This is a genomic window from Flavobacteriales bacterium (assembly GCA_025210805.1).
Taxonomy (GTDB): Bacteria; Bacteroidota; Bacteroidia; order Flavobacteriales; family CAJXXR01; genus JAOAQX01.
This window is the reverse complement of sequence record JAOAQX010000032.1, coordinates 56,354-79,469: the sequence shown is the minus strand read 5'-3', so window position 1 is coordinate 79,469 and position 23,116 is coordinate 56,354. Positions and strand designations below refer to the sequence as shown.

18 protein-coding genes are annotated in these 23,116 nt (G+C 33.2%); 17 read left to right on the top strand and 1 reads right to left on the bottom strand.

The annotated features are described in order from the left end of the window. The first annotated feature begins 10 nt into the window (after positions 1-10). The 17 genes from N4A45_12605 to N4A45_12525 all read left to right on the top strand — a co-directional run bounded on the left by N4A45_12605 (position 11) and on the right by N4A45_12525 (position 20,619). Positions 11-1,816, top strand: coding sequence for an LTA synthase family protein (locus tag N4A45_12605; GenBank protein MCT4666061.1), 1,806 nt, complete (start codon positions 11-13; stop codon positions 1,814-1,816). 2 nt (positions 1,817-1,818) lie between these two features. Continuing rightward, positions 1,819-3,033, top strand: a complete 1,215-nt coding sequence (locus N4A45_12600) for an aminotransferase class I/II-fold pyridoxal phosphate-dependent enzyme (GenBank protein ID MCT4666060.1) — start codon at positions 1,819-1,821, stop codon at positions 3,031-3,033. A 35-nt stretch (positions 3,034-3,068) separates the two neighbouring features. Beyond that, a complete protein-coding gene (locus tag N4A45_12595) occupies positions 3,069-4,175 on the top strand; it encodes a GNAT family N-acetyltransferase (GenBank protein ID MCT4666059.1) in 1,107 nt (368 codons plus the stop codon). Positions 4,176-4,179: 4 nt separating this feature from the next. Then, positions 4,180-5,151: an NAD-dependent epimerase/dehydratase family protein gene (locus N4A45_12590; protein MCT4666058.1), complete on the top strand. Its 972-nt coding sequence runs from the start codon at positions 4,180-4,182 to the stop codon at positions 5,149-5,151. Then, the gene (locus N4A45_12585; GenBank protein ID MCT4666057.1) at positions 5,090-6,193 is read left to right on the top strand and encodes a histidine kinase; all 1,104 of its coding nucleotides are present in this window, start codon (positions 5,090-5,092) and stop codon (positions 6,191-6,193) included. The genes N4A45_12590 and N4A45_12585 overlap by 62 nt, the downstream gene beginning before the upstream one ends. A 12-nt stretch (positions 6,194-6,205) precedes the next feature. Further along, positions 6,206-6,919, top strand: coding sequence for a LytTR family DNA-binding domain-containing protein (locus N4A45_12580; protein ID MCT4666056.1), 714 nt, complete (start codon positions 6,206-6,208; stop codon positions 6,917-6,919). Between the two features lie 65 nt (positions 6,920-6,984). After that, positions 6,985-7,812: a carbonic anhydrase family protein gene (locus tag N4A45_12575; GenBank protein MCT4666055.1), complete on the top strand. Its 828-nt coding sequence runs from the start codon at positions 6,985-6,987 to the stop codon at positions 7,810-7,812. Positions 7,813-8,105: 293 nt separating this feature from the next. Then, positions 8,106-8,522 (top strand): thioredoxin family protein, encoded by a 417-nt coding sequence (locus N4A45_12570; protein MCT4666054.1) that lies wholly within the window; start codon positions 8,106-8,108, stop codon positions 8,520-8,522. Positions 8,523-8,757: 235 nt separating this feature from the next. Continuing rightward, positions 8,758-10,323, top strand: coding sequence for a hypothetical protein (locus N4A45_12565; protein ID MCT4666053.1), 1,566 nt, complete (start codon positions 8,758-8,760; stop codon positions 10,321-10,323). 169 nt (positions 10,324-10,492) lie between these two features. Next, positions 10,493-11,053, top strand: a complete 561-nt coding sequence (locus tag N4A45_12560) for a type 1 periplasmic binding fold superfamily protein (GenBank protein MCT4666052.1) — start codon at positions 10,493-10,495, stop codon at positions 11,051-11,053. A gap of 16 nt (positions 11,054-11,069) precedes the next feature. Next, a complete protein-coding gene (locus tag N4A45_12555; GenBank protein MCT4666051.1) occupies positions 11,070-13,349 on the top strand; it encodes a TonB-dependent receptor in 2,280 nt (759 codons plus the stop codon). A 130-nt stretch (positions 13,350-13,479) separates the two neighbouring features. Then, complete coding sequence (locus N4A45_12550; GenBank protein ID MCT4666050.1) at positions 13,480-14,685, top strand: NAD(P)-dependent oxidoreductase; 1,206 nt, start codon at positions 13,480-13,482, stop codon at positions 14,683-14,685. Between the two features lie 11 nt (positions 14,686-14,696). Continuing rightward, positions 14,697-16,361: a 2-succinyl-5-enolpyruvyl-6-hydroxy-3-cyclohexene-1-carboxylic-acid synthase gene (gene menD, locus N4A45_12545; GenBank protein ID MCT4666049.1), complete on the top strand. Its 1,665-nt coding sequence runs from the start codon at positions 14,697-14,699 to the stop codon at positions 16,359-16,361. Between the two features lie 2 nt (positions 16,362-16,363). Then, on the top strand, positions 16,364-17,203 hold the full coding sequence (locus tag N4A45_12540) for a 1,4-dihydroxy-2-naphthoyl-CoA synthase (protein MCT4666048.1): 840 nt from the start codon (positions 16,364-16,366) through the stop codon (positions 17,201-17,203). Positions 17,204-17,314: 111 nt separating this feature from the next. After that, positions 17,315-17,776: a hypothetical protein gene (locus N4A45_12535; GenBank protein MCT4666047.1), complete on the top strand. Its 462-nt coding sequence runs from the start codon at positions 17,315-17,317 to the stop codon at positions 17,774-17,776. 283 nt (positions 17,777-18,059) lie between these two features. Next, the gene (locus N4A45_12530) at positions 18,060-19,997 is read left to right on the top strand and encodes a hypothetical protein (GenBank protein MCT4666046.1); all 1,938 of its coding nucleotides are present in this window, start codon (positions 18,060-18,062) and stop codon (positions 19,995-19,997) included. A gap of 4 nt (positions 19,998-20,001) precedes the next feature. Beyond that, entirely contained in the window at positions 20,002-20,619 is a 618-nt protein-coding gene (locus N4A45_12525; protein MCT4666045.1) for a hypothetical protein, read from the top strand. A 91-nt stretch (positions 20,620-20,710) separates the two neighbouring features. Here the strand turns inward: N4A45_12525 and N4A45_12520 are convergent, their stop codons facing one another. Beyond that, positions 20,711-23,116: a TonB-dependent receptor gene (locus N4A45_12520; protein MCT4666044.1), complete on the bottom strand. Its 2,406-nt coding sequence runs from the start codon at positions 23,114-23,116 to the stop codon at positions 20,711-20,713.

The following is a 23,116-nucleotide window of genomic DNA, read 5'->3' as shown; positions in this document are numbered from 1 at the left end:
ATTGAAGAACATGAAACAAAAATTATCTAAAATACCGATTATTCTCCTTTTACCCACATTGCTGATGATGTTGGTAAGATTCGTATTCTTTTTTGAAAACTATGAGTATTTTGAACTCTTATCTTTTGCAACCAAAGTCCACACATTTTGGTTAGGTTTTAGGTTCGATCTATTTATGGTCCTATTTGTCAATAGCCTATTTCTACTCATTTTTTGGCTACTGCCCTATCGTATTAGTTTTACAAATCCAATGAGATTTGTATTAAAAACATGGTATGTGATTACAAATAGCCTCATGATTTTCATCAATTTTATTGATGTCTTCTATTATCCTTACACATTCAAAAGACTCAATACTTCCTTTTTTGACTATCTGGAGACCCAAAAAAATATGGATTCTCTAAATGTTCAATTCATTGAAGAATATTGGTATGGATTTATTATTTTTATTTTCTCTATATATTTTCTAATCAAATTTTTCCCTGATTTTAGAGCTTATGTTATTTCCAAAACACCTTTAAAATCTGCACTCTCGCAAATTTTTGTTTGGACTTTAGTTATTTTAACCTTTACCTCAAACAGGTATAATGTTTTTAACGGATTCTTAAAACCCTCTGAAGCAGTTGTAGATGGCATTGAGAACCCTCACCAAGTTGCCTTAGCGATAAACACACCCTATAATTTCTTGTGGGACTACAAGCAACCAGTTGAAAATCCAACATTAGCCATTCACTACCCAGAGCCTAAACGCACTGTGGACTCTTCTTCCACAAATAAAAATGTATTATTGATCGTTCTTGAAAGTTTTGCAAGTGAGGCAACTCAAAAGCTCAATCCATATACAGAAAAAAGCTATACACCCTTTTTGGATTCTTTATTTCAAAAAGGCTTTCTATTTGAAAATGCTTTTTCTAATGGAAGACAAAGTATGGATGCGATTCCTGCCATCTGGAATTCTATTCCCGCTCTAGAAGTCCCCTTTATATTAGCAAGTAAAAAATTTGAAAAAATTAGTGGACTACCTTCTGTGATGAAAGCCAATGGATATCATACTTCCTATTTTCATGCTGCCCAAAATGGCTCAATGGATTTTGATCGCTATGCAAAACAAAACAGTATTGATGCATACTACGGAATGAAGGAATACCCTACACCAAAAAAAGATTTTGATGGAACTTGGGGTATTTGGGATGAACCATACCTTCAATTTGTCGCAAAAGAATTAGAAACGCTAAACAAACCATTTTTCTCAACGGTTTTCACGCTTTCTAGTCACAATCCTTGTAAAATTCCAAATAAGTATGAAAGCTCTTTTGAAGGTGGAGAATTAGCTATATACAAAGCTATAGAGTACAGCGATATGGCATTGAGAAAGTTTTTTGAAACAGCTAAAAAGCAATCTTGGTATCAGAATACGCTATTTGTTATTGTTGCAGATCACTCTATTCATCCACTAAGAAAAGAATTCAAGACAGCTGAAAGAGGGTTTTCTATTCCTATTTTCTTCTATGAACCAGGAAATGAATCTTTAAAAGGAAACTCAAAAAGACTCGCACAACAACTCGATATTTTCCCTACTATTTTGGGAGAATTGGGCATTCCAAAACCCAAAAACATACTAGGAAATGATTTATTTGATAGTCAATCTAAAGAAATGGTTATCAATTATTATAATGGTGTTTACCAAATACAAAATAATAACACCACCCGATACTATACGGTACAGAGCATAGACGGAAAAGAATCAACCAAAATTCCGTTTGACCAAGAAGTATCAAAAATTTTAGGCATGAACCTTAAACCAATTATGAATTAGTTATGGAAAAAAAAGTTGTAAACACACAGAAAGAATATCAATTTCTTACCGACGATGCTACCTGTCAAAGAGTAAAAAGACTAAAATCAAATAATATTTATCCGTTCTTTAGAGAAGTTTACTCAGCACAAAGAGACACAGCAAAGTTTGGCGATCAAGAAGTGTTAATGTTTGGATCCAATAACTACCTTGGTCTCAACAATCACCCAGAAGTAAAAGCAGCTGCACAAAAAGCCATCGATAAATATGGAACGTCGTGTACTGGTAGTCCTTTTATGAATGGTACTTTGGATCTTCATAGAGAATTGGAAACCGAATTGGCAGATTTTCTTGGAAAAGAAGCCGTAATTGTTTTTCCCACAGGATTTCAAGTAAACTCTGGCGTAATACCCTCAGTAGCACAAAGAGGTGATGCTATCTTAATGGATGAACTCAATCATGCCTCCATTATTGATGGATGTCAAATGAGTCTTGCAAAAAGGTTTAAATACAAGCATAATTCAGCAGAAGATTTAGACAAAAAACTTAAAAATATTACTTCAACGGGAGATTACAAGAAAAAACTCATTGTAATGGATGGAATCTTCTCCATGGATGGAGACATTGCAAAACTTGATGAAATAATTCCCGTAGCTAAAAAACATGATGCCCTTGTAATGGTAGATTGTGCACATGCATTAGGAGTTATTGGAAAAAATGGTGCAGGGACTTCTTCTCATTTTGGACTAACGGATGAGGTTGATCTTATTGGGGGAACGTTTAGTAAATCATTAGCTTCTGTAGGTGGATATATAGCTGGAAGCCAACAAATGATTGATTATTTATCCCATGTTGCCAGAACATATATGTTTTCAGCGAGTCTTCCACCAGCATCTACTGCAAGTGCAATTGCTGCTTTAAAAATCATGAAAAGAGATGATTCGTTACAGCAAAAGCTTTGGGAAAACACATATTTTGCCATGAAACTCTTTAAAGAAAAAGACTTAGATATTGGTGCAGCAGAAACACCGATAATCCCTATTTATATTAGAAATAGTGCAAAAACATTTTTAGTAGCAAAAGCACTTTTTGACAAAGGAATCTATGTAAACCCTGTAGTAGCTCCTGGAGTAAAAGAAACCGATGCATTATTGAGGTTCTCACTTACCGCAGCACATACGCAGGAACAAATTAAATACGCTATTGAAGAGATTTCAAAAATTGTAAAACCTTCATAAATTTATCCTCATTTCTTAACTCTAAAGCATTACCCATGATTGAAATAAAAAAAGTACAAAATAAAAAAGCACTCAAAAGCTTCATAAAATTCTACACAGATCTTTATAAAGAAAATAAACAATGTGCCCTTCCTATAGACTTTGATGAAATCAAAACTCTAACAGAGAAGAACCCCGCATTTGAATTTTGTGAATTTCAAGCATGGTTAGCTTACAAAAATGGGCAAATAGTTGGTCGTATTGCAGCGATAATTAATCAAAAAGAACCCGAACCCGAATTTGGAAGAATTGGATGGGTTGACTTTATCGATGATTATGAAATCTCTAAAAGTCTTTTTGATACAGCGACTGCTTGGTTAAAAGAAAAAGGAAAGAGCCATGTTCATGGACCACTAGGATTCACAGATATGGACAGACAAGGACTTCTTTACAAAGGATTTGACAAAGAATCTACCATGGCTACACTTTATAATTTCCCATATTATGTGGAACATTTTGAAGCCTATGGATTTGAAAAAAGCATTGACTGGATAGAATACAGCATGGATTTAACTCAACAGTTTCCAGAACGAATAAGAAAACTGGCAAAATTTGTGAAAAATCACTACGGCGTACGTTCTATTGAGTTCAAAAATAAAAAAGAAATTAAACCATATATTCCGAAAATATTTGACCTTATCAATAGATCCTACGCACACCTTTATGGATTTACGGAGTTAACAGAAGGTCAAAAACAATATTATGCAGAAAACTATTTCTCTTTTATCAACTTGAATCTTATTCGTCTAATTGAGGATGAAGATAAAAACCTTGTAGGCTTTGGGATTACCATGCCTTCATTTACGCAAGCCTTACAAAAAGCAAAAGGAAAGCTCCTTCCTTTTGGATGGTACCATATGTTGAGTGCCTTGAAGAAAAATGATGTTTTAGATCTTTACCTTGTAGCCATTGAACCAGAATGGCGTAAAAAAGGGATCAATGCCATTATGATGCAAGAAATATGGGATAATGCCCGTGATTTTGGGATCAAAAGAATTGAAACAAATATTCAACTTGAAACGAATCTTGAAGTTCAAGGAATGTTTAAACATTTATCGCCTGAACTCCACAAAAAAAGACGCTGTTATAAAAAGGAACTATAAGTAAATGACAAAAAGAATACTCATAACAGGAGGTACTGGATTTATAGGAAAGTATTTCATAGAAGAAGCTCTAGAAAGGAATTATGAAGTGTACCTTGCTATTCGTAAAAGTAGCAAAACAGCGCATCTTTCTACCTATAATATCCAGTTCATCACGATAGATTATAGATCTACAAGCTCCATTCGAGAAAGCTTTGAAAAAGCCAATATTCAAGCAGGTTTTTTTGATCATATTATTCATAATGCAGGAGTAAAAGATGCGGTAAAATCTGAAACATTCTACAAATACAACGCTACCCTTACAAGAGACCTTGCTATGGTTCTCAAGGAAGAAAAAATTCTAAAGGGTCGCTTTGTATTTATCAGTAGTTTGGCGGCTTTGGGACCAGGAAATCCAATTAGTAGAGAAAATATTACAGAGAAAAAAACTGTTCAGCCTATTTCGCCCTATGGAAGAAGTAAAGCTTTAGCAGAAAAACACCTCAAGAATACAGGAATAGAATACCTGATTCTAAGACCTACAGCTGTTTATGGAAAAGGCAGTAATGATTATGATATACTCGTATCGGCAATAAAAAAAGGAGTCGTATTTTATTTAGGCGAAAAGAACCAATCACTATCGTTTATTCATGCCGATGATGTTTCCAAAATTACTTTTGAGTTATTGGACACTTCAATTATTAATGAGTCTTTTTTACTCTCTGATGGAAACGAGTACAATACAACAGCTTTTTTTAATACAATTGCCCAAGAATTGCAAAAGAAAATTAGATTAAGAATTGTAATCCCTAAGTTTCTTTTATTTACAATTGCATATATTCAACAAAAATTAGGAATCATCAGTCCTATGAATTCTGTAGAAAAATATCGAGAAGTCACCTCTAAAAATTGGAAGTGTACAAGCAAAAAATTATATGGAACCATCTCATACAGACCGATTCACAAAGTATCTGAAGTGGCGGATATCGCAAATTAAAGGTTTAGAAATACTTATCTGGGTTCTGGTTTGGGGATTTTTTAAAATGCTCTTTCCAGAGAACTATTTTGAGCTCAAAATCATTAATCATATTCAAGTTACTATGCTTACTTTTTTTAGCTCCGTGGTCTATTATGGAACACAATATTTACAAGTAAAGTATTTACCTAATAAAATCAAATTACTCAAAAAATATATTCAGTATGGAATTCCAATTCTTTTAGTCTCCTCATTTGTCCAAATATATCTTTTTGAATACGTATCTATTCTAAGCTCACTAAACTTTCAAGACCTTAGGAATTCTGGAATTCTGGAAGTTGTTAGGGATGATTGGTTTATGTATTTTGCATTTACAATGATGTATATGAGTATCGCCACCTTGGCTGCTCAGCTAAAATACAGTCAAGAAAAAAACAAAAGCACTCAAAAGGATTTAAGTACCCTTAAAAGTCTTCAAACAGAATCTGAATTACAAATACTAAAAAATCAGATAAACCCACACTTTCTTTTCAATGCACTTAGTAGCATATACAGTATCAGTTATTTAAAAGATGAACGAGCTCCCGAAAAGATTATGCAGTTATCAAAAATGTTAAGGTATGTACTCTATGATTGTAATCAGAATTATGTTTCGCTCCAAAAAGAAATTGAATATCTAGAAAGTTATATAGATTTTCAAAAACTGAAAGTTTCTAGAGAAATGAATGTAGATTTTGATTATATAATTAATCATCAAAATAATATTGCGCCTATGATCCTTCAACCTCTTGTGGAAAATGCCTTCAAGCACAGTGCGATCCAAAGGGTACCTTCTGCCTATATTTCTATTAAAATAGAAGCTGATAGTCAAAAAATTCAATTAGAAATCACAAATTCAATTGCAGAATACAATAAAGAAACCCTTGTTCAAAATGTAGGAGGAATTGGAATGGAAAATTTAACAAAAAGATTAAAACTACTCTATCCAAATCAATACAATTTAGAAATAACCGAAGATAGTGAAGTGTTTAAAATATGCTTAATTTTGAAAAATAAAGACTAAGCAATTCTCTCTATGTCAGAAAAAATTAAGTGTGTAATTCTAGAAGATGAAATACTTTCAAGTCAACTTATGGAAGAATATATTACCAAACATGAGAACTTAGAGCTTATCGGCTCTTATATTTCACCTGTTGACTTTATTGGAACAAAAGCTTATACTGATGCTCAAATTATTTTTCTGGATATTCATATGCCTGAAATGTCTGGTATCGATTTTTTAAAGGAACTCAAGCCTCAGTCTGAAATTATCATGACAACTGCTAATCCTGAATATGCTCTTGAAGGTTTTAACTTAAATGTTGTGGACTACCTATTAAAGCCTATTGAATATATCAAATTTATTCAGGCAACAGATAAGGCTTTAAATCGGCTAAATAAAGCATCATTTATTCCTGAAAACAAAGAAAAAAAAGACTATCTCTTTCTTAAAGTGGAAAAAAAACAAATAAAAATTTTCACAAAAGATATTGTATATATTGAGGGAGCTTGGAACTATATTATTATTCACACCACTCAAGAGCAATTTATTGTTTTAGAAAAAATGAAAGATCTAGAAGATCGATTACCAAAAAATAATTTTTTCAGAATCCACAAAAGTTATATTGGCAATACAGACTTCTTAGAATTTATTGAAGGAAATGAAGGATTTTTCAACGGAAAAAGACTCCCAATATCCCGTGGGATAAAAGCACAGCTAATTGATAAAATAAAAGAAGAAGGCTTGTAATTAAAATCACCTCATTTTTTATTTTGGATGCTTTATTTTGCACAAAACATCCAAAATAAAAGACCATGAAACCAATCGGGATATTATTAAGTACAACACTCATTTTTGCACTATCATCTTGCCAACCAAGTGGAGAAAATCAATCCCACACAACCACCGTAGAGCAAAAGAAACATACAAAAATAGAATCAAAGACTCATCAAGATCACTGGACCTATCAAGGGGAAACAGGACCTGAACATTGGTCTGAAATAGAAAAAAACAGTGATTGTGATGGAAAAAAGCAATCTCCAATTAATATTATAGAAGTAAATAGTCAAGAAAGCACAAGTTTTGGAAAAAAAATAACAACCTATTACGCACCAGAAACAAAAATCCATGATGTAACCAATAACGGACATTCAATCCAATATAATTTCGAAAAAGGTGATAAACTTAGTTTTGAAGGTTCTGAGTATTTACTGAAACAAATTCATTTTCATGAACCCTCAGAACATACAATAGATGGAATTCGGTATCCTATGGAAATTCACCTTGTGCATCAAAACAAACAAAAAGAATTTGTTGTTTTAGGAATTCTCGTAAAAGAAGGACTCGCCAGTGAACCTTTCAATTTTCTTGAAAGCTATCTCCCAGTAAAAGCAGGAGAAACGAAAATAGTTAATCAATCTTTTGACTTAAACAAGAACCTACCCGAAAACAAAACATTCTTTCACTATGAAGGCTCCCTCACTACTCCACCATGTACTGAAACGGTAGATTGGGTAGTATTCCAAAACCCAATAAGTATTTCTGTAGAGCAAGTAAAAATCCTACAAATGCTTATGCCTCATAATAATTATAGAAACGAACAGCCTATAAATTCTAGAGTAATTACAAAAAGTTCATTCTAAAATAGTATCTATAATTGCTACTTTATATCAATCAAGCCGAACAATTAATACCGATTACTTGTTGAATCCTTACTTATTTCACTAAGTTCATAACTGGTTTTTAACAATGTATCGGTATTATACAGTAAGTAAATTATCATCATAAATAGTATAATTTACTCGGCTTTTTATGTCATTGAGCTTCTCAATTGACCAATTAAAATAGCCATTTATCGAAAAAACAATAAGAAAATATAATTCAAAAAGAAATAATTCCTAGCTTCGCCCTTTATTACAACGACAACTATTTTATAATGATGAAAAAATTAGGCTTATTCTTTCTTCTTTCAACAACTTTAGCATTTGCTCAAACAAACAAATCTATAAATGAGCTAACACGCTTAGCTCAAAATCAAAACAAAAATATTGTACTTTATTTCACAGGTTCAGATTGGTGCAAACCCTGTATGGATCTTGATAAAAAAATACTTCAAACACCCGAATTCTCTAACTTCATCACAAAGAAAGTGATTTTTCAGAAAGTGGACTACAGACGAGTAAATTTCTCACAAACAGATAAAAATTATTTTGAAGAATTAGCAAAACTATTCAACCCTAAAAAGAGCTTTCCTAAATTTATCGTTATTAACAAAAATCGTAAAACTCTGAAAACCATTGGTTATAATTTTATGTGGACCAATAAGGAATATATTCAAGCGCTAAATCTTTAATTAAACATAAGTAATTAATATAATAACACCACAACTGATATTAGTCCATTCAAATAAACAAAAACACAAACATCTAACAATCAATACTTAACAGCACGTATTCCTGATTAAATTCTAAAAAACAAGTAATTATAATACCTCAACTATTAGTCTCCGTTGGTCGTCGAAATATTGATTTTTGCGTAAAAAAAAGCTAGACTTTTGTTTCTTGATTATAACTTTTTCTTTTTAAATCATGAAACTAATATATAGTCTTATCTATTTGACAATATCCGCAAGCTTATACGCTCAAGTGGGAATTGGAACCATTACTCCAGATCCATCTGCGATATTACATGTTGAAAGCTCCACTAAAGGTTTTTTACCTCCGAGATTGGCAAGTCCTTCTATTATCCAGAACCCAGCTGAAGGTCTTTTGATATACAACACCACATTAAAATGTCTTCAAGTTAATATCGGAACACCCGCTGTTCCAAACTGGTGGAATTTATGTGATGGTCAAACCTCTCAACCCACTCCTATTTTTAATCTTTCAGAGCTTACGAGTAGTCAATTAACAACGGTTAATGCCAATACGGAAGTCAATATTCCTAGCTTGAGTCAAACCGTTAATGTACCTGCTGGATCTACAAAATATCTAATTGTTAGTTGTCATATACCCATAGTGGGTGGTGGTGTCTCAACAGGAATTTTAAAAGTAAATGGAAATCCTGTTGAATCCAAAACTGGTGAGCCCAGCACTGAGAACGCAGATATGATGGTTATAGACTTTGTGAGATATATTGAACTTTCTCCCGGAAATCACACCATTAGCATGGCTGTACTTGCAGGAAACAGCAACCTAACAATTAATTCTCCAGACAATAATACAGACGTTTCTACTGTTTTACCACAAGGTGCCACAAATATCGGTCGTTCAAAAATGGTGCTTCTTGAATCTAATTTAGGATTTGGAGCCTATACGGAAACCACTGGTAGCAATGCATTAACAATCAATGCCAATACAGAAGCCCAGATTCCAGGAATGCAACAAACGATAAATGTGGGGGCTGGAGAAACAAGATATTTAACAATCAACCTAGATATCCCACTTGTAAATACGGGTGTTTCCACAGGGATTTTAAAACTCAACGGAACCGTTATAGAAAGCAGAACAGGTGAAGCAAGTACTGATAATGGAGATATGAAATCAATCCGATTTGAAAAACAAGTTCAATTAAGCCCGGGTAATCATACTTTATCACTTCACTTACTAGCAGGTGATAATAGTACTCTTGTAAACGCTGCAAATAATCATGCTGAAATAAACCCTGTTCTTCCAAGTGGAGAAACAGAAATGGGGAAAGCTAAAATGTTTGTTTTATCAAGTGCTGCACCTTGGTCAAATTTTACCGAAAAGACAGGAACAACAGCCACAACAGTAAATGCAGGAACAGAAATAGCCATTCCTGGTTTAAGCCACACCATTACTGTACCCGCCGGTCAAACAAAGCAAGTACTTTTAATAGCCGATGTTCCAATTACCTCACAATCACCCTCTACCGCCACAATTAGAGTAAACAATATTCCTGTTCAGGTAGCTACGGGAGAAGCTAGTAGTGCCAACACTCAGATGCAATCAATTAATTTGAGAAGAACTTTCGCCCTTCCGGCAGGTACACATACCGTTACCGTAACAGCATTAGCTGGAGACAATAATCTTTTATTAAACCCTGCAGACAATCACGTATCTGTAGCTCCTGTTAAACCTGCTGGTGAAACAAATTTTGGAAAAGCGAAATTATTCATCAGAGAAAACTAAATAGCATTCTCTTCATCATATTACTACACCTTTTGATCATATTTCAAAAGGTGTTTTTTTTGTAAGTAATCTTAGCTAATGCAACAAAATTGCATTTATTTATAAAATAATGCAACAGGGTTTCATTTAATTCATATATTTGCCTCATAGAAAACAAAAAACGAGTAAAATGAGAAAGATATTTTTATCCATTCTACCTATTACAATTCTTGCATTTACAAGTTGTGAAAAAGAAACTGTAGAACCTACAGTACCAAATGAAGAAGAAGTAATTACCACACTTATTTTAGATTTAGAAAATCAAAAGAATCAAAAGAAACATCGATTCATTTTCCAAGATCTCGATGGTGATGGAGGAAACGCCCCACAAATCACATTAGACACATTAGCAACAAATGCAACTTATCATGCTAATATTATCCTTTTGAATGAAACAGAAACTCCTGCTGATTCTATTTCAAATGAAGTATTGGATGAAGGAGATCATCATCAATTTTTCTTTAAATCTACCGACAACAAGATTACTGTAGAATACGCAGATAAAGATGAAGACAATTTCCCTATTGGGCTAAAAAACATTTTGAAAACCACTGAGACAGGTAAATTCAATCTAAATATAAGCCTAAAACATAAGCCGATAAAAACAGCAACAGGGGTGAAAGACGGTGACCCAACAAATGCCGGCGGAGAAACAGATATTGAAGTAAATTTTGAAATACCTGTCCTTTAGACATCTTTTATTTTTTTTGACGATTTTCAGTGTCCAAATAATCTGGGCACAACACTGTAATCATGAGTATCAAATCGTTATACTAGATAAAGAAAACAACCAACCAGTTAGTTCTGTACACATCAAAATCCGAGGGGATTTTGATGTGTACGTTTCTGATGATAATGGTTTAGTAACTATTGATCATCAATGCGAATCGGAAATTCAAATTCAAATAAGTCATTTACTCTATCAGAACAAAAACCTTAGGCTCTCTCCTACTCAAAATGATACCATTCTACTAACACCTAAAAGTGAATTCCTTGAGAGCATTACTTTATCTGAAAAACAAGCTCATCATTTTGAAGAACAAAAAACACTTTCTAAACTAGAGATTACTGAAAATAGTAGTAAATCTTTAGCTGATCAATTGAGTAAAATTAATGGAGTAAGAAATCAAAAGAATGGTTCGAGCGTGGGTAAACCTGTTGTTTCTGGTCTTAGAGCGAACCGCCTGTCACTAATCCAACAAGGTATTCCACACCAAGGACAAAGGTGGGGAAGCGACCATAGCCCAGCCATAGAAACCGCCCAAATAGACGAGCTAAAAGTGGTCTCAGGAATAGAAAGCGTTCAATATTTCGGCTCTCATTTAGGAGATGTGCTCATTGCAGGAAACAAAGCCATTACCGACACTTCTACACGCCTAAAGACCGTTTTTCAGCCATATATAGAATCCAATGGAAGACATTGGGGAAGTCTATTATCATTTGAAAAAAAATCTAAAGGGCTGTTTTGGAAAATTTATGGAGGTGTTAAGCAAAATGGTGATTTTTCTTCGGCTAATTATTTCCTTAAAAATACTGGACAAAAAACAAAATCTTTTGGTTTTCAAATCAACAACTCCATTTCAAAAAAATGGCATTTTCAATGGAATAATAGTTATTATGAAACAGAATTAGGCGTTTTAAGAGGTGCTCATATTGATAATCTTACGGATCTTCAACTAGCCTATTCAAGGGAAATCCCTTTTTATACTGAAGAAGATTTTTCTACTAAAATTGACCATCCGAAACAATGGGTTCGACATTTACTCAGTAGTTTGAAATCAAAATATCATATAACAGAAAACCTGCATCTAGATTTTCAGTTAGGTATTCAATCCAACAAACGAAAAGAATTTGATATCAGAAGAAGTAATTTTCATGATAGAGCTTCATTAAGTTTACTTCAAGAAACCCGTTTTCTTCAGGCGAAAATAGATTATTTATCAAAAAACTCTTGGAAACACAAAGGAGGAATTAGCTTAGAACAAATTGGAAATCAAAATATTCCAGAAACAGATATCCTTCCATTGATTCCGAATTATTCAAGCAATAATTTTGGACTATTCTATTTAATTTCTAAAAACTACAAAAACCATAAATGGACAGGAGGCTTTCAAACGAATTACTCAAAACAACATGTATTGAGTATCAGCCAAACATTACCTCGCGAAATACTGGAATTCAATACCAAAGATATTTCCTCAAAAATTGGACTTGATTGGGAGTATTTTTTCAATGAAAATATACATCAGAACATACAAACACTCTATTCCGAGAGAGCTCCAGCCATAAATGAACGCTACAGCAACGGACTACATCAAGGAATTAGCGGGATTGAAGAAGGAAACCCAGATCTAAAAAATGAAAAATCTTGGTTAGCTAATTATCAATTATTCTTTGAGTTTGATGAAAGATGGCAGTGGAATAATGAATTAAAATACCGCCATATTCAAGATTATATTTTCTTACAACCTACTCATGAAAATCGATTGACAATAAGGGGGTCTTTTCCTGTCTTTAAGTATCAACAGATACCTGCGAGAATTTTTAGTTTTAACTCTGAAATACAGTTCTTGCTCAACAAAAAAAATAGATTTAACCTGCGTTATAATTACCTAAGAGGTGATGACCTAAGAGATCACTCAGCACTTAACCAAATGCCCGCTAACCAAATAGAAATCGGGTATCAATGGCAAACAAAAGAACATTGGTGGATTTTTCATAGTTTAAGATTAGATTATCGCATATCTCACACTTTCAAACAAAATCATTTTGATCTAACAAAAGAGCTAATATCTCCCCCAGAAGCATATACTTTACATCGTTTGAAACTAAAAACTCATATTCCATTTCAAAAAATGAAAATTGAAGCTCTATTAGGAATAGAAAACATTTGGAATACTCAATATAGAGATTATCTCAACAAACACCGATACTTTGCCGATGATCTTGGGCGTAATATATCTTTGCAACTTCGCTTTGTTTTTTAACGATTTTTCTCGTATTTAGAATCTCTTTTCTATTTATGACTCTATTAAATTCAAGAATCCTCAGAAGATAATTTTTTCTTTTGTCTGCTAAACGGATTATCGTATTTTTGAGGTGCAAAAAATAGTTTATATGAAAATAGGAATTCTTAGAGAAGGAAAAACTCCACCAGACGAGCGAGTGCCATTAAGCCCAGCACATTGTGAAGAATTAATAGCAAGATATCCAGAACTCGAAATTGTCGTTCAACCTAGTGAAATAAGATGTTTTACAGATAATGATTATGTAGATCTTGGTATTCCATTGCAGAAAAACCTCGAAGACTGTGATGTAATTATGGGTGTTAAAGAAGTTCCAATTAACTATTTAATTCCAAACAAAAAGTTCTTTTTCTTTTCGCATACCATTAAAGAACAACCCTATAACAAAAAACTCATTAAAGCCGTTCTAAAAAACAAGATTCAACTTGTGGATTACGAAACCATCAGAAATAGTAACAATCAACGTTTAATTGGCTTTGGTCGTTTTGCTGGGATTGTAGGTGCTTATAATGGGATTCTTACCCTCGGAAAAAGAGCAAAATCTTTTGAACTAAAACCTGCCCATCTCTGCGAAGACAAAAAAGAATTAGACCAAGAATTGGCTAAAGTGGTTTTCCCAAAAGGTTATAAAATTGTCCTCACAGGAAGAGGACGTGTAGCTCATGGTTCTTTAGAAATCTTAGAACAACTTCCTTTGAAAAAATTATCGGTAGAGGAATATTTAAACTATGCTGGAGACGAGGCTGTTTATTGCCATATTGATATTGCAGATTATGTAAAACACCGAGAAAAAACTAGTTTCGAATCAAGAGATTTCTTCAACAATCCTCAAGATTTTGAGAACAATTTCTTGCGTTTTGCTCATACATCAGATATGTTTATCGCAGGACATTTTTATGGAAATGATGCACCCTTTTTCTTCACTAGAGATGATGCCAAAGACCCTAATTTCAGACTTAGAGTTGTCGCTGATATTTCTTGTGATATTGATGGTCCTGTAGCATGTACTATTCAACCTTCCACTATTTCTGATCCTATTTATGGATATAATCCAACAACAGAATCAATAGATACTTTTGATAAGGAAAATGTTATTTCTGTAATGGCTGTAGATAACCTACCCTGTGAATTACCAAAAGATGCTTCAAACCATTTTGGTAGTGTTCTAATGGAAAAAGTGATCCCTGCTCTTCTTGGTAATGATGAAGAAAACATCATTGAAAGAGCCAGTATCACCACCAATGATGGAACACTTGGTGACGATTATCAATATTTACATGATTATGCTTTCAATTAAGAGAATAAAGTGTGAAATATAGCTCCAAAATCTTAGTAGAAATACTTGCAGAAGCTTTTAAACGAAAAGGAATACAGGATTTAGTCATAAGTCCTGGTTCTCGTAATGCGCCATTCATTGAGTCCTTTACCTCAAAATCTTTTTTCAATTGTCATTCAATAATTGATGAAAGATCTGCAGGTTTTGTTGGATTAGGAATGGCTATACGCACAAAAAAACCTGTTGTACTCATCTGTACTTCAGGATCGGCAGTACTCAATTATTACCCAGCCATAGCCGAAGCCTTTTATCAAGAAATTCCCTTAATTGTTCTTTCGGCTGATAGACCTCTTTGGGCAATTGATAACGGACAAGGACAAACGATTCGACAACAAGGAGTATTGGATTTACATTGCCAAAAATCTCTTAATTTCGACGGAGAAAACAAAACAAAAAGTCTATTAAACCTCTATCAAAAACAAATTACCCAATCGCTTGATGAAGCTTTTAGACCCATACATTTCAATGTACATTTTGATGAACCTCTTTATGAAACAAATTTTCAAAAACCTGATTTATCAGATTACTTTTCGGAATCCAATTCTCATGAAAGTATTCCAAATTACTCAGATTTTGAACACTTCTCAGAGGATTGGAAAAAGGCTTCTAAAAAATTAATCATCATTGGGCAAAAATCGCCAAATAAAGCATTTTCTCAAGCTATCGAGCATTTATCTAAACGTTCTGATTGTCTAATTCTAACAGAAACTATTTCTAATATTTCTATTAAGAACAAAGTTGAATGTATTGATGTGTTTTTAGAAGGCATAAAAAACACTTCCGATTTTAAACCCGATTTACTCATTCAAACTGGTGGAGCCATTGTTTCGAAAAAAATTAAATTTTTATTGCAAAAACTGAATATTAAAAAATATTGGTCTTTTAATAAAAATGGAATTCATCCGAATATTTATGGAACAATTTCAAACTCATCAAACCTTTGTTTTTCTGAAACATTCAAAAACATTGAACATACAGAAAACCTAAGCAATTTTGGAGATCTTCACCTAAAGGAATATCACAATACTTTGAAAAAAAGAGGGCAGTATCTCCTGAATCAAAAAGCCTTTTGTGACTTAAAAGTATATGAGTTTTTATTCCAAAACTTTCCTAAAAGTAGCCAGATTCATTTGAGCAATAGTAGCGTTATTCGTTATGCTCAATTATTTTCACATTCTGCAGATTATGACTTTTATGGCAATAGAGGAACTAGTGGAATTGATGGATCGACCTCCACTGCTGTAGGACATGCCATAAAAGATCTGGGTGCGCATTTTATGATCACAGGAGACATTAGTTTCTTCTATGATTCCAATGCTTTATGGAACACTCAATTTCCTAGGAATCTAAAGATTATTTTGATCAACAATCAAGGAGGTGACATATTTAGAATCATACCTGGTCCGAAAAAATCTGACGTAAGAGAGGATTTCTTTGCAACGAAACACCAGACACAAGCGAAAGGTCTTTGTGATTCTTTCGGTTTTGATTATTATTTTTGTGATAATCATATAGAATTAAAAAAACAGTGGGAATGTTTTCTAAACAACCCAAATAAGACTTTGTTTGAGATAAAAATCTCAGAAAAAATAGGTCCCGAAACGCTTTCGGAACTTTTTGAACACTTAAAAAAATAACTATGAGCGAAATAAACTGGACAACCGTAAAAGAATACGAAGATATTACTTACAAAAAATGCAATGGCGTTGCCAGAATTGCTTTTAACAGACCTGATGTAAGAAATGCTTTTAGACCCAAGACAACAAGCGAACTTTATGACGCATTTTATGATGCCAATGAAGACACCAGCATTGGAGTCGTTTTATTGAGTGCCGAAGGTCCATCATCAAAAGATGGAGTATTTTCTTTTTGTAGTGGTGGTGATCAAAAAGCAAGAGGAAAAGAAGGATATGTTGGTGATGATGGATATCACCGCCTAAATATCCTAGAAGTTCAACGTTTAATACGCTTTATGCCCAAAGTTGTTATCGCAGTAGTACCCGGTTGGGCTGTAGGTGGAGGACATAGTTTACACGTAGTTTGTGATATGACTATAGCCAGTAAAGAACATGCAATTTTTAAACAAACCGATGCTGATGTTACCAGCTTTGATGGTGGATACGGGTCAGCTTATCTTGCCAAAATGGTAGGGCAGAAAAAAGCTCGTGAAATCTTTTTCTTAGGAAGAAATTACTCAGCCCAAGAAGCCTATGAAATGGGAATGGTAAATGCGGTGGTTCCACATGAAGAACTAGAAACTACGGCTTACCAATGGGCTCAAGAAGTTTTAGGAAAATCGCCAATTTCTATCAAAATGCTCAAATTTGCCATGAACCTTACCGACGACGGAATGGTAGGACAACAGGTTTTTGCAGGGGAAGCCACACGCCTAGCCTATATGACCGATGAAGCAAAAGAAGGTAGAAATGCCTTCTTGGAAAAAAGAAAACCCAATTTTGATAAAAAATGGATTCCGTAGTAATCAAACAACAACCGCAAAGCTCATTAATCACTTTGCGGTTTTTTTAGCCTTTGTAAAACAAAGACACCTTTTAATATATTTCTTTAAAAAATTAATTATAACGATATAATGAACAAAACTTTTTTATTAATCCTCTTTTCATGGGTATCTCTAGGAATCAGTAAAGCACAAGTGTCAGCAACAGGATCCATAATCCCTCGAGATAATGAAGACCTAATTGGTTTTAGATTGGATGTACAAGTTGAAAATCTACAATTTGGAGGAGGTTTACTTGCCGAAAACAATAAGAAAACACATTATCACCTTAATATAGGTTTTAAATCTTCTAAAGGGAATAAAATCCATTTTGGAGCTGATTTTTCAGTCCTTTTTCATAAAAAATACGCTTATCTGTTTTCAGACGAAATAGAAACTAGAACGAAATTGGGAATTTGGCCTTATATTGATTTTTACATTGCACCTGTTTTATACTTTAAATTAAGTTCTGGTTTTTTTAATGACCAGAATGGTATGCTCATTTATCCTCAAATAGGCTTAGGAATAAATTTTGGAAGAGCTACCAAAAAATAGTTTTGTGTTTTTTTTGAATAATAAGCTTACTTTTCGACCTTAAAAAAGGTAATCCTAATCAAAAGGATAAAGATTTGTTTTTTATACCGTTTATGGTATAAATTTATCCTCCACATCATACCAAAGAATTCTGAAAACTCATTTATAAATGAAGAAAAGCAAGTGAGAGTATAATAAGTAATCTATATTATTACCCATAGAAATAATCAATTCATCTAATGATAACGGCTTAATCCTATATTTTTCAATAATTTCAATGTCAAAAATTTAATATTTCTAAATAATGACAGAAGCAAAACTATTCCTTCTTGGGCAAGAAATAGAGCTCCTTTGGACAGATATGGACTATCTAAGAGACACCAGAAGACGTGGTAATCCCAGTTCTGAAACTTATGGTGGATGCATCTCAATGGCATTTGAAACCACCGAAAGAACCGACCAAATCCTAGACTGGATGACCAAATATAGCAAAGACAAAACTTGGGAAGAAATAGATAAAATGGAAGCAGGAAAAATCTGTTTCTATGCCGAAGGTTTTGATTATCCACCCACCAAAACATGGAAATTTAGAGATGCTCACTTAATCTTTTTCGAAGAAATATTTGTGGCAGAAGGTCCCATAGGTATGCAAACCATTATAAAAATATCTCCTGCCGTACAAAACTATGGTTGCGAATATGTAAAACCTTGGAATGTGAGCTGGAAACCAGAGCGGGAGAAGTTGCCTTTTAAGAAGCGTGTGATGGAAATCCCTACTATTTTATCGTTGGATTGGATTGATGTAGATCAAAACGTCATTAGCGAAGCAAAATATTGTAATAATGTCGGGTTAAAATTATGTTTTTCTAACTCCCAAGAAAAAGAGGTAATCATAAAAATCACCAAAAAAGATGGAACTGAATTTGAGAAAAACAAAAAGGAGCTCTTTTACAAAGAAGCAGTAAAAGAAAATTCCTTAATCATTACAGGTATTGAAATAAAATCTAAATGGGAGGAGTTTAAAACAGCAATTTTTGATGAACTACAAGTTACGGCGGAATATTTTTCTTCGAAAATTACAGGGAGAACATTACAAATCCTTCCCTCTTCCAAAGTTCTAGTAGAGTTTAGACCTGGTACAAAATATCAAGGTGATTTCGGTTTTGATTGGATACGAAATGGCGATACCAAAAAGGCAGGAGATATTGATTATAAAAATATCATAGGAGAATATACTAATCGTGTCTTCAAAAAAGACCCAAAGGAATACGATAAACTCATGAAAACCTTTGGAACAGAAAACAATCCTTTAGATAAAACAAAAAATTATATAAGCCCTTTTTTATCCATTTACCCTAACAAAAAAGCTACCTTATCCTTGCATCTAGAAATAAAAGATGCTGACGCTCAAAAGATAGAATACACCTATGATAAAACCTTCTTTAAGCTCAATAAAACAGAAATTTCTCATAAAACGGTTGGAAAAACTGTTTTACCTGATGAATTGACTATAGAATGTATTAAAGAATTTTCTAAAAAACAAGAAATATCCATTTCTGCCGATGGAAAATTTGCCGGTAAAATAGAACTTATTCCAAATGCAAAACCATATAGATACAAAGCTGAAATTGTCTTTGTTCATGTTAAAACTGATATAGGAAATGGAATAAAGAAAGGTAGCTCCATAAAAGAATCAAATCTTTTAACAAAGTATTTAAACCAAGGTATTATTAAACCTATGATACATTCAGAAGATTTAGACTTGACCAAAGATAAAATACTAAACAGTACTTATAGATTAGACAGGGGAAAAGGAAAGAGCAAACAATTCGTAATCAACGATATTCCAAGTATTCACAATCATCTTTTGACTGAATTCGAAAAAGTATTTAAACAATATAAAGGTGCTTTTAAGGTATTTTTCTTTGATGAAAACGGTGGAGAGATGATAAAAGACAAAACGGGTAAACTAAAATATCAAGGTTATAACGGTGCTGCTCAAAGCACTAATTCACTTTCTGTTGTCCTTTACAATACACACAATACCTCTACTACCACCCATGAGATTCTTCATGCCATGGGCTTATACCATAGCTTTAGCAACAATGGACAATTCACCTTAGAAAAAGCCAAAACCGAAAATATTATGGATTATTCTCACCATAAGGGAATAAACCGTATCAGTACTTGGAAATGGCAATGGGAAAAAATATGGAAAAACTCCCATATCACAAAAGAATAATATTATGAAAAAAACTATCTTTTTGCTAATCATGATACTCGTATCCTGTCAAGCTCAAAACACGAAACAAAAAAGCAACCATCAAAAAAAAGAAATGACTACAGAAAAATTTGATATCAAAAAATTTGAGAAAAACCAAGTGAATGGTAACTATAGCTTTGTATTAGAAAATGGATACTCTGTTAAACAATTTTATTCGGGGCTTAATAGTTCTAAAATATATTTAGAATATTATTTTACACCAGAAAAAAAGCACTTTTACCTCTATAAAGAGTTCTATTTTAATGGTATATTAAAAACAGTTGGCTTTAGAAATAAAATTAGTTCATTTCAGATTGGTATTTGGAAAACCTATAATAAAAAAGGAGAACTCATAGAAGAAATAAATTATGACGAACCTTTTGATTTTAGCTTCGAGCAAGTCCTAGAACTTCTCAAAAAAGAAAAAGACCTGATTGATCCCTATAACAAAAATACCAATATTTCTAGAGGAATTGACGGTGATAAGCCTATCTGGGAAGTATCATATAGAAAAGAATACGGCAGAAGAGAAACCATCATTATTGATGGGAAAACAGGTGAAATAATCGAAAGAGATTTCTACTTACATGAGGATAATTGATTTTCTGAAGATATCTTAGACACTTTTAAATACATTGAATTGGAAATAGCAAAATTCTATATCACAAAAAAATTGCTAAACTGTTTTCTCTTTACAGCTCAAAGTTCAATTTCAGGTTTAGCAAACGCCCTGTTAAATAGTTCGGAACAGCAAATTCTTGTTGTTTAGCGTCCTTTATCCAAAGATAACTTTGGGTATTATTTATTGCCAAAAGGTTAAAAACCTCTACAGTAAACCAAACTTGATCAAAGTGTTTTAAAAAACTGGTCTTTATTTCGTCTTGTTTTTTCAAGGCGTAAGAAAATCCAATATCTACTCTTTTGTATGATGGAATCCTCAAAATTTGTTCCTTTCGTTCAGATTCATTGGGTCCAAAGGGTAAACCTGTTGCATAAGAAGCGGCAAGACTAAATCTAATATCTTCATTTTTATTCAAATGGTCTTGATAAAACATACTCACACTTAAAGCACGATCTGTAGGTTTGGGAATAAAACCAAAATTATCGCCCTCTACATCTTCCATATTTCTCATGAGTGCTAAACTCACAAAAGATTCAGAGCCTTTTACAATTTCGCCATTGAGCCTCCATTCTAAACCAGTACTATAACCTACTGCATTGTTGTGCGCATAGTATTTAATCAGTAAATTCTCCATTTGGTAAGGAATTACATCCCAGAGATATTTAAAATACAACTCAGTTGTCATCTTAAAAGGTCTTCCAAAAAGGGTAAGCTCATAATCATTTGCCAAGGTAGATTGTACCGATTTTTGAGAACGAATATCAGGATTCAATTGCCCTTTTAAATCTCTAAGTTCCCTATAAAAAGGACTTTGATTATAGGAACCTAAGCTCCATTTAAAAATCATATCCCTTTTCATTTTTGGTTTATAACTCATATGCAACCTTGGGGAAACAAAAAATTCTTGATTATAATCCCAATAATTTGCTCGTATTCCTGCATTTAGTGTCCAATGTTCTTTTTTTGCATTTTCCCATTGGGTTTTATAGCTTGCAAAACCAAAAAATCTGTTAGAATTCAAGGTGTTTTTTGCAAATACTTTTCTATCCAACTCAAGTGCATCATTTTCTCCATTGGTACTAAAACCTAGCGAATCAATATATCGCCATTCATCCAATCGATCATTAATGGCATCATTTTGAAACGAAAGCCCTGCTTTCCATTGTGATTTTTCATCGGGGTTTTCCTTTTTGAAATTTAAGGATACTCTATTTACTTGAGCCGAAAACCTGTTTCTTGCATGATTAAGATACTCTCCTACTCCAGTGATATTTGAAACATTACCAAAATTTTCTGAACCTGGATTATTATCTACTTGCCCTAAAATATAATAACCATCAATATCATAAAATTCTTGCTCAACGGTTCTAAAATGGCTGTATTGTGCACTTATTTCCGTGTTTTCATCAATATTTCTTTGATATTTTAAAGCCAAATTTGCACTTTCGTAATCGTCTATTTCTTGCCCTTCAAAAACCACACGAAGCTGCTTGATATCCTGTACTGTTCCAAAGCTTGTAGTACGAGTAGAGGGAATAAATTGATAATTGTTTCTGCTATAATTTCCTAAAAAAGATAGACTAGAAACGGCATTCAGATCATAGTGAACATAAGCCTGCGCATCAAAAAACTGAGGTCTATAATCTCCTTGTGTATCTAAGGATTTAAGAATAAAAGCTGGATTTTTATATCTAAAACTCCCCAAGAAGGTAAGCTTATTTTCTTTTATTTTCAATGGTGACCCAATGGTAATTCCTCCACCTTGGAAACTCATATTTCCTTGTAGTCCAAATTTTTCTGGTCGGCGATAAGTGATATCCAAAACAGAAGCCATTTTATCCCCATATTCTGCTCCAAAACCTCCCGCTGAAAATCGGATGCTTTCTACCATATCAGAATTAATAAAACTCAATCCTTCTTGTTTACCCGAACGTACTAAAAATGGGCGGTAGATTTCTAATCCATTTACATAAATAAGATTTTCATCAAAATTTCCACCTCTTACAGAGTACTGAGAACTCAACTCATTATTGGTAGTGGTAGAAGCCGAGATAGAACGAATCATACCTTCTACGCCTTGGTTTACACCTGATATTTTATTTATATCTTTCACTTTTACCTCTGTAGTATTGGTGGTACGGTTTTCTGATCGGTCAGTAACTGTTACTTCTCCAAGTCCTTCTACTTTTTCTTCCAGCACAATATGTTGAGCCGTATTCTGATTAGCAAAAATACTTACGAGGACTTCCTTTTTATGATGAGAAACTGTAGAATATGACACCTTGTGAGTTCCCACAGGTAATTCTAATTCATATTTTCCTAATTCATTTGATAATGCCGTTGCTTTTCCTGAAATTACGTGAGTTTCCGAAATAGGTTTATTGTTTTTATCCGTAATGGTTCCTATCAATGTTCCTGTTTGAGCAAATGATTGAGAGAGAATAATCAAAAAGAAAAATAAAAAACTGTGTTTCAT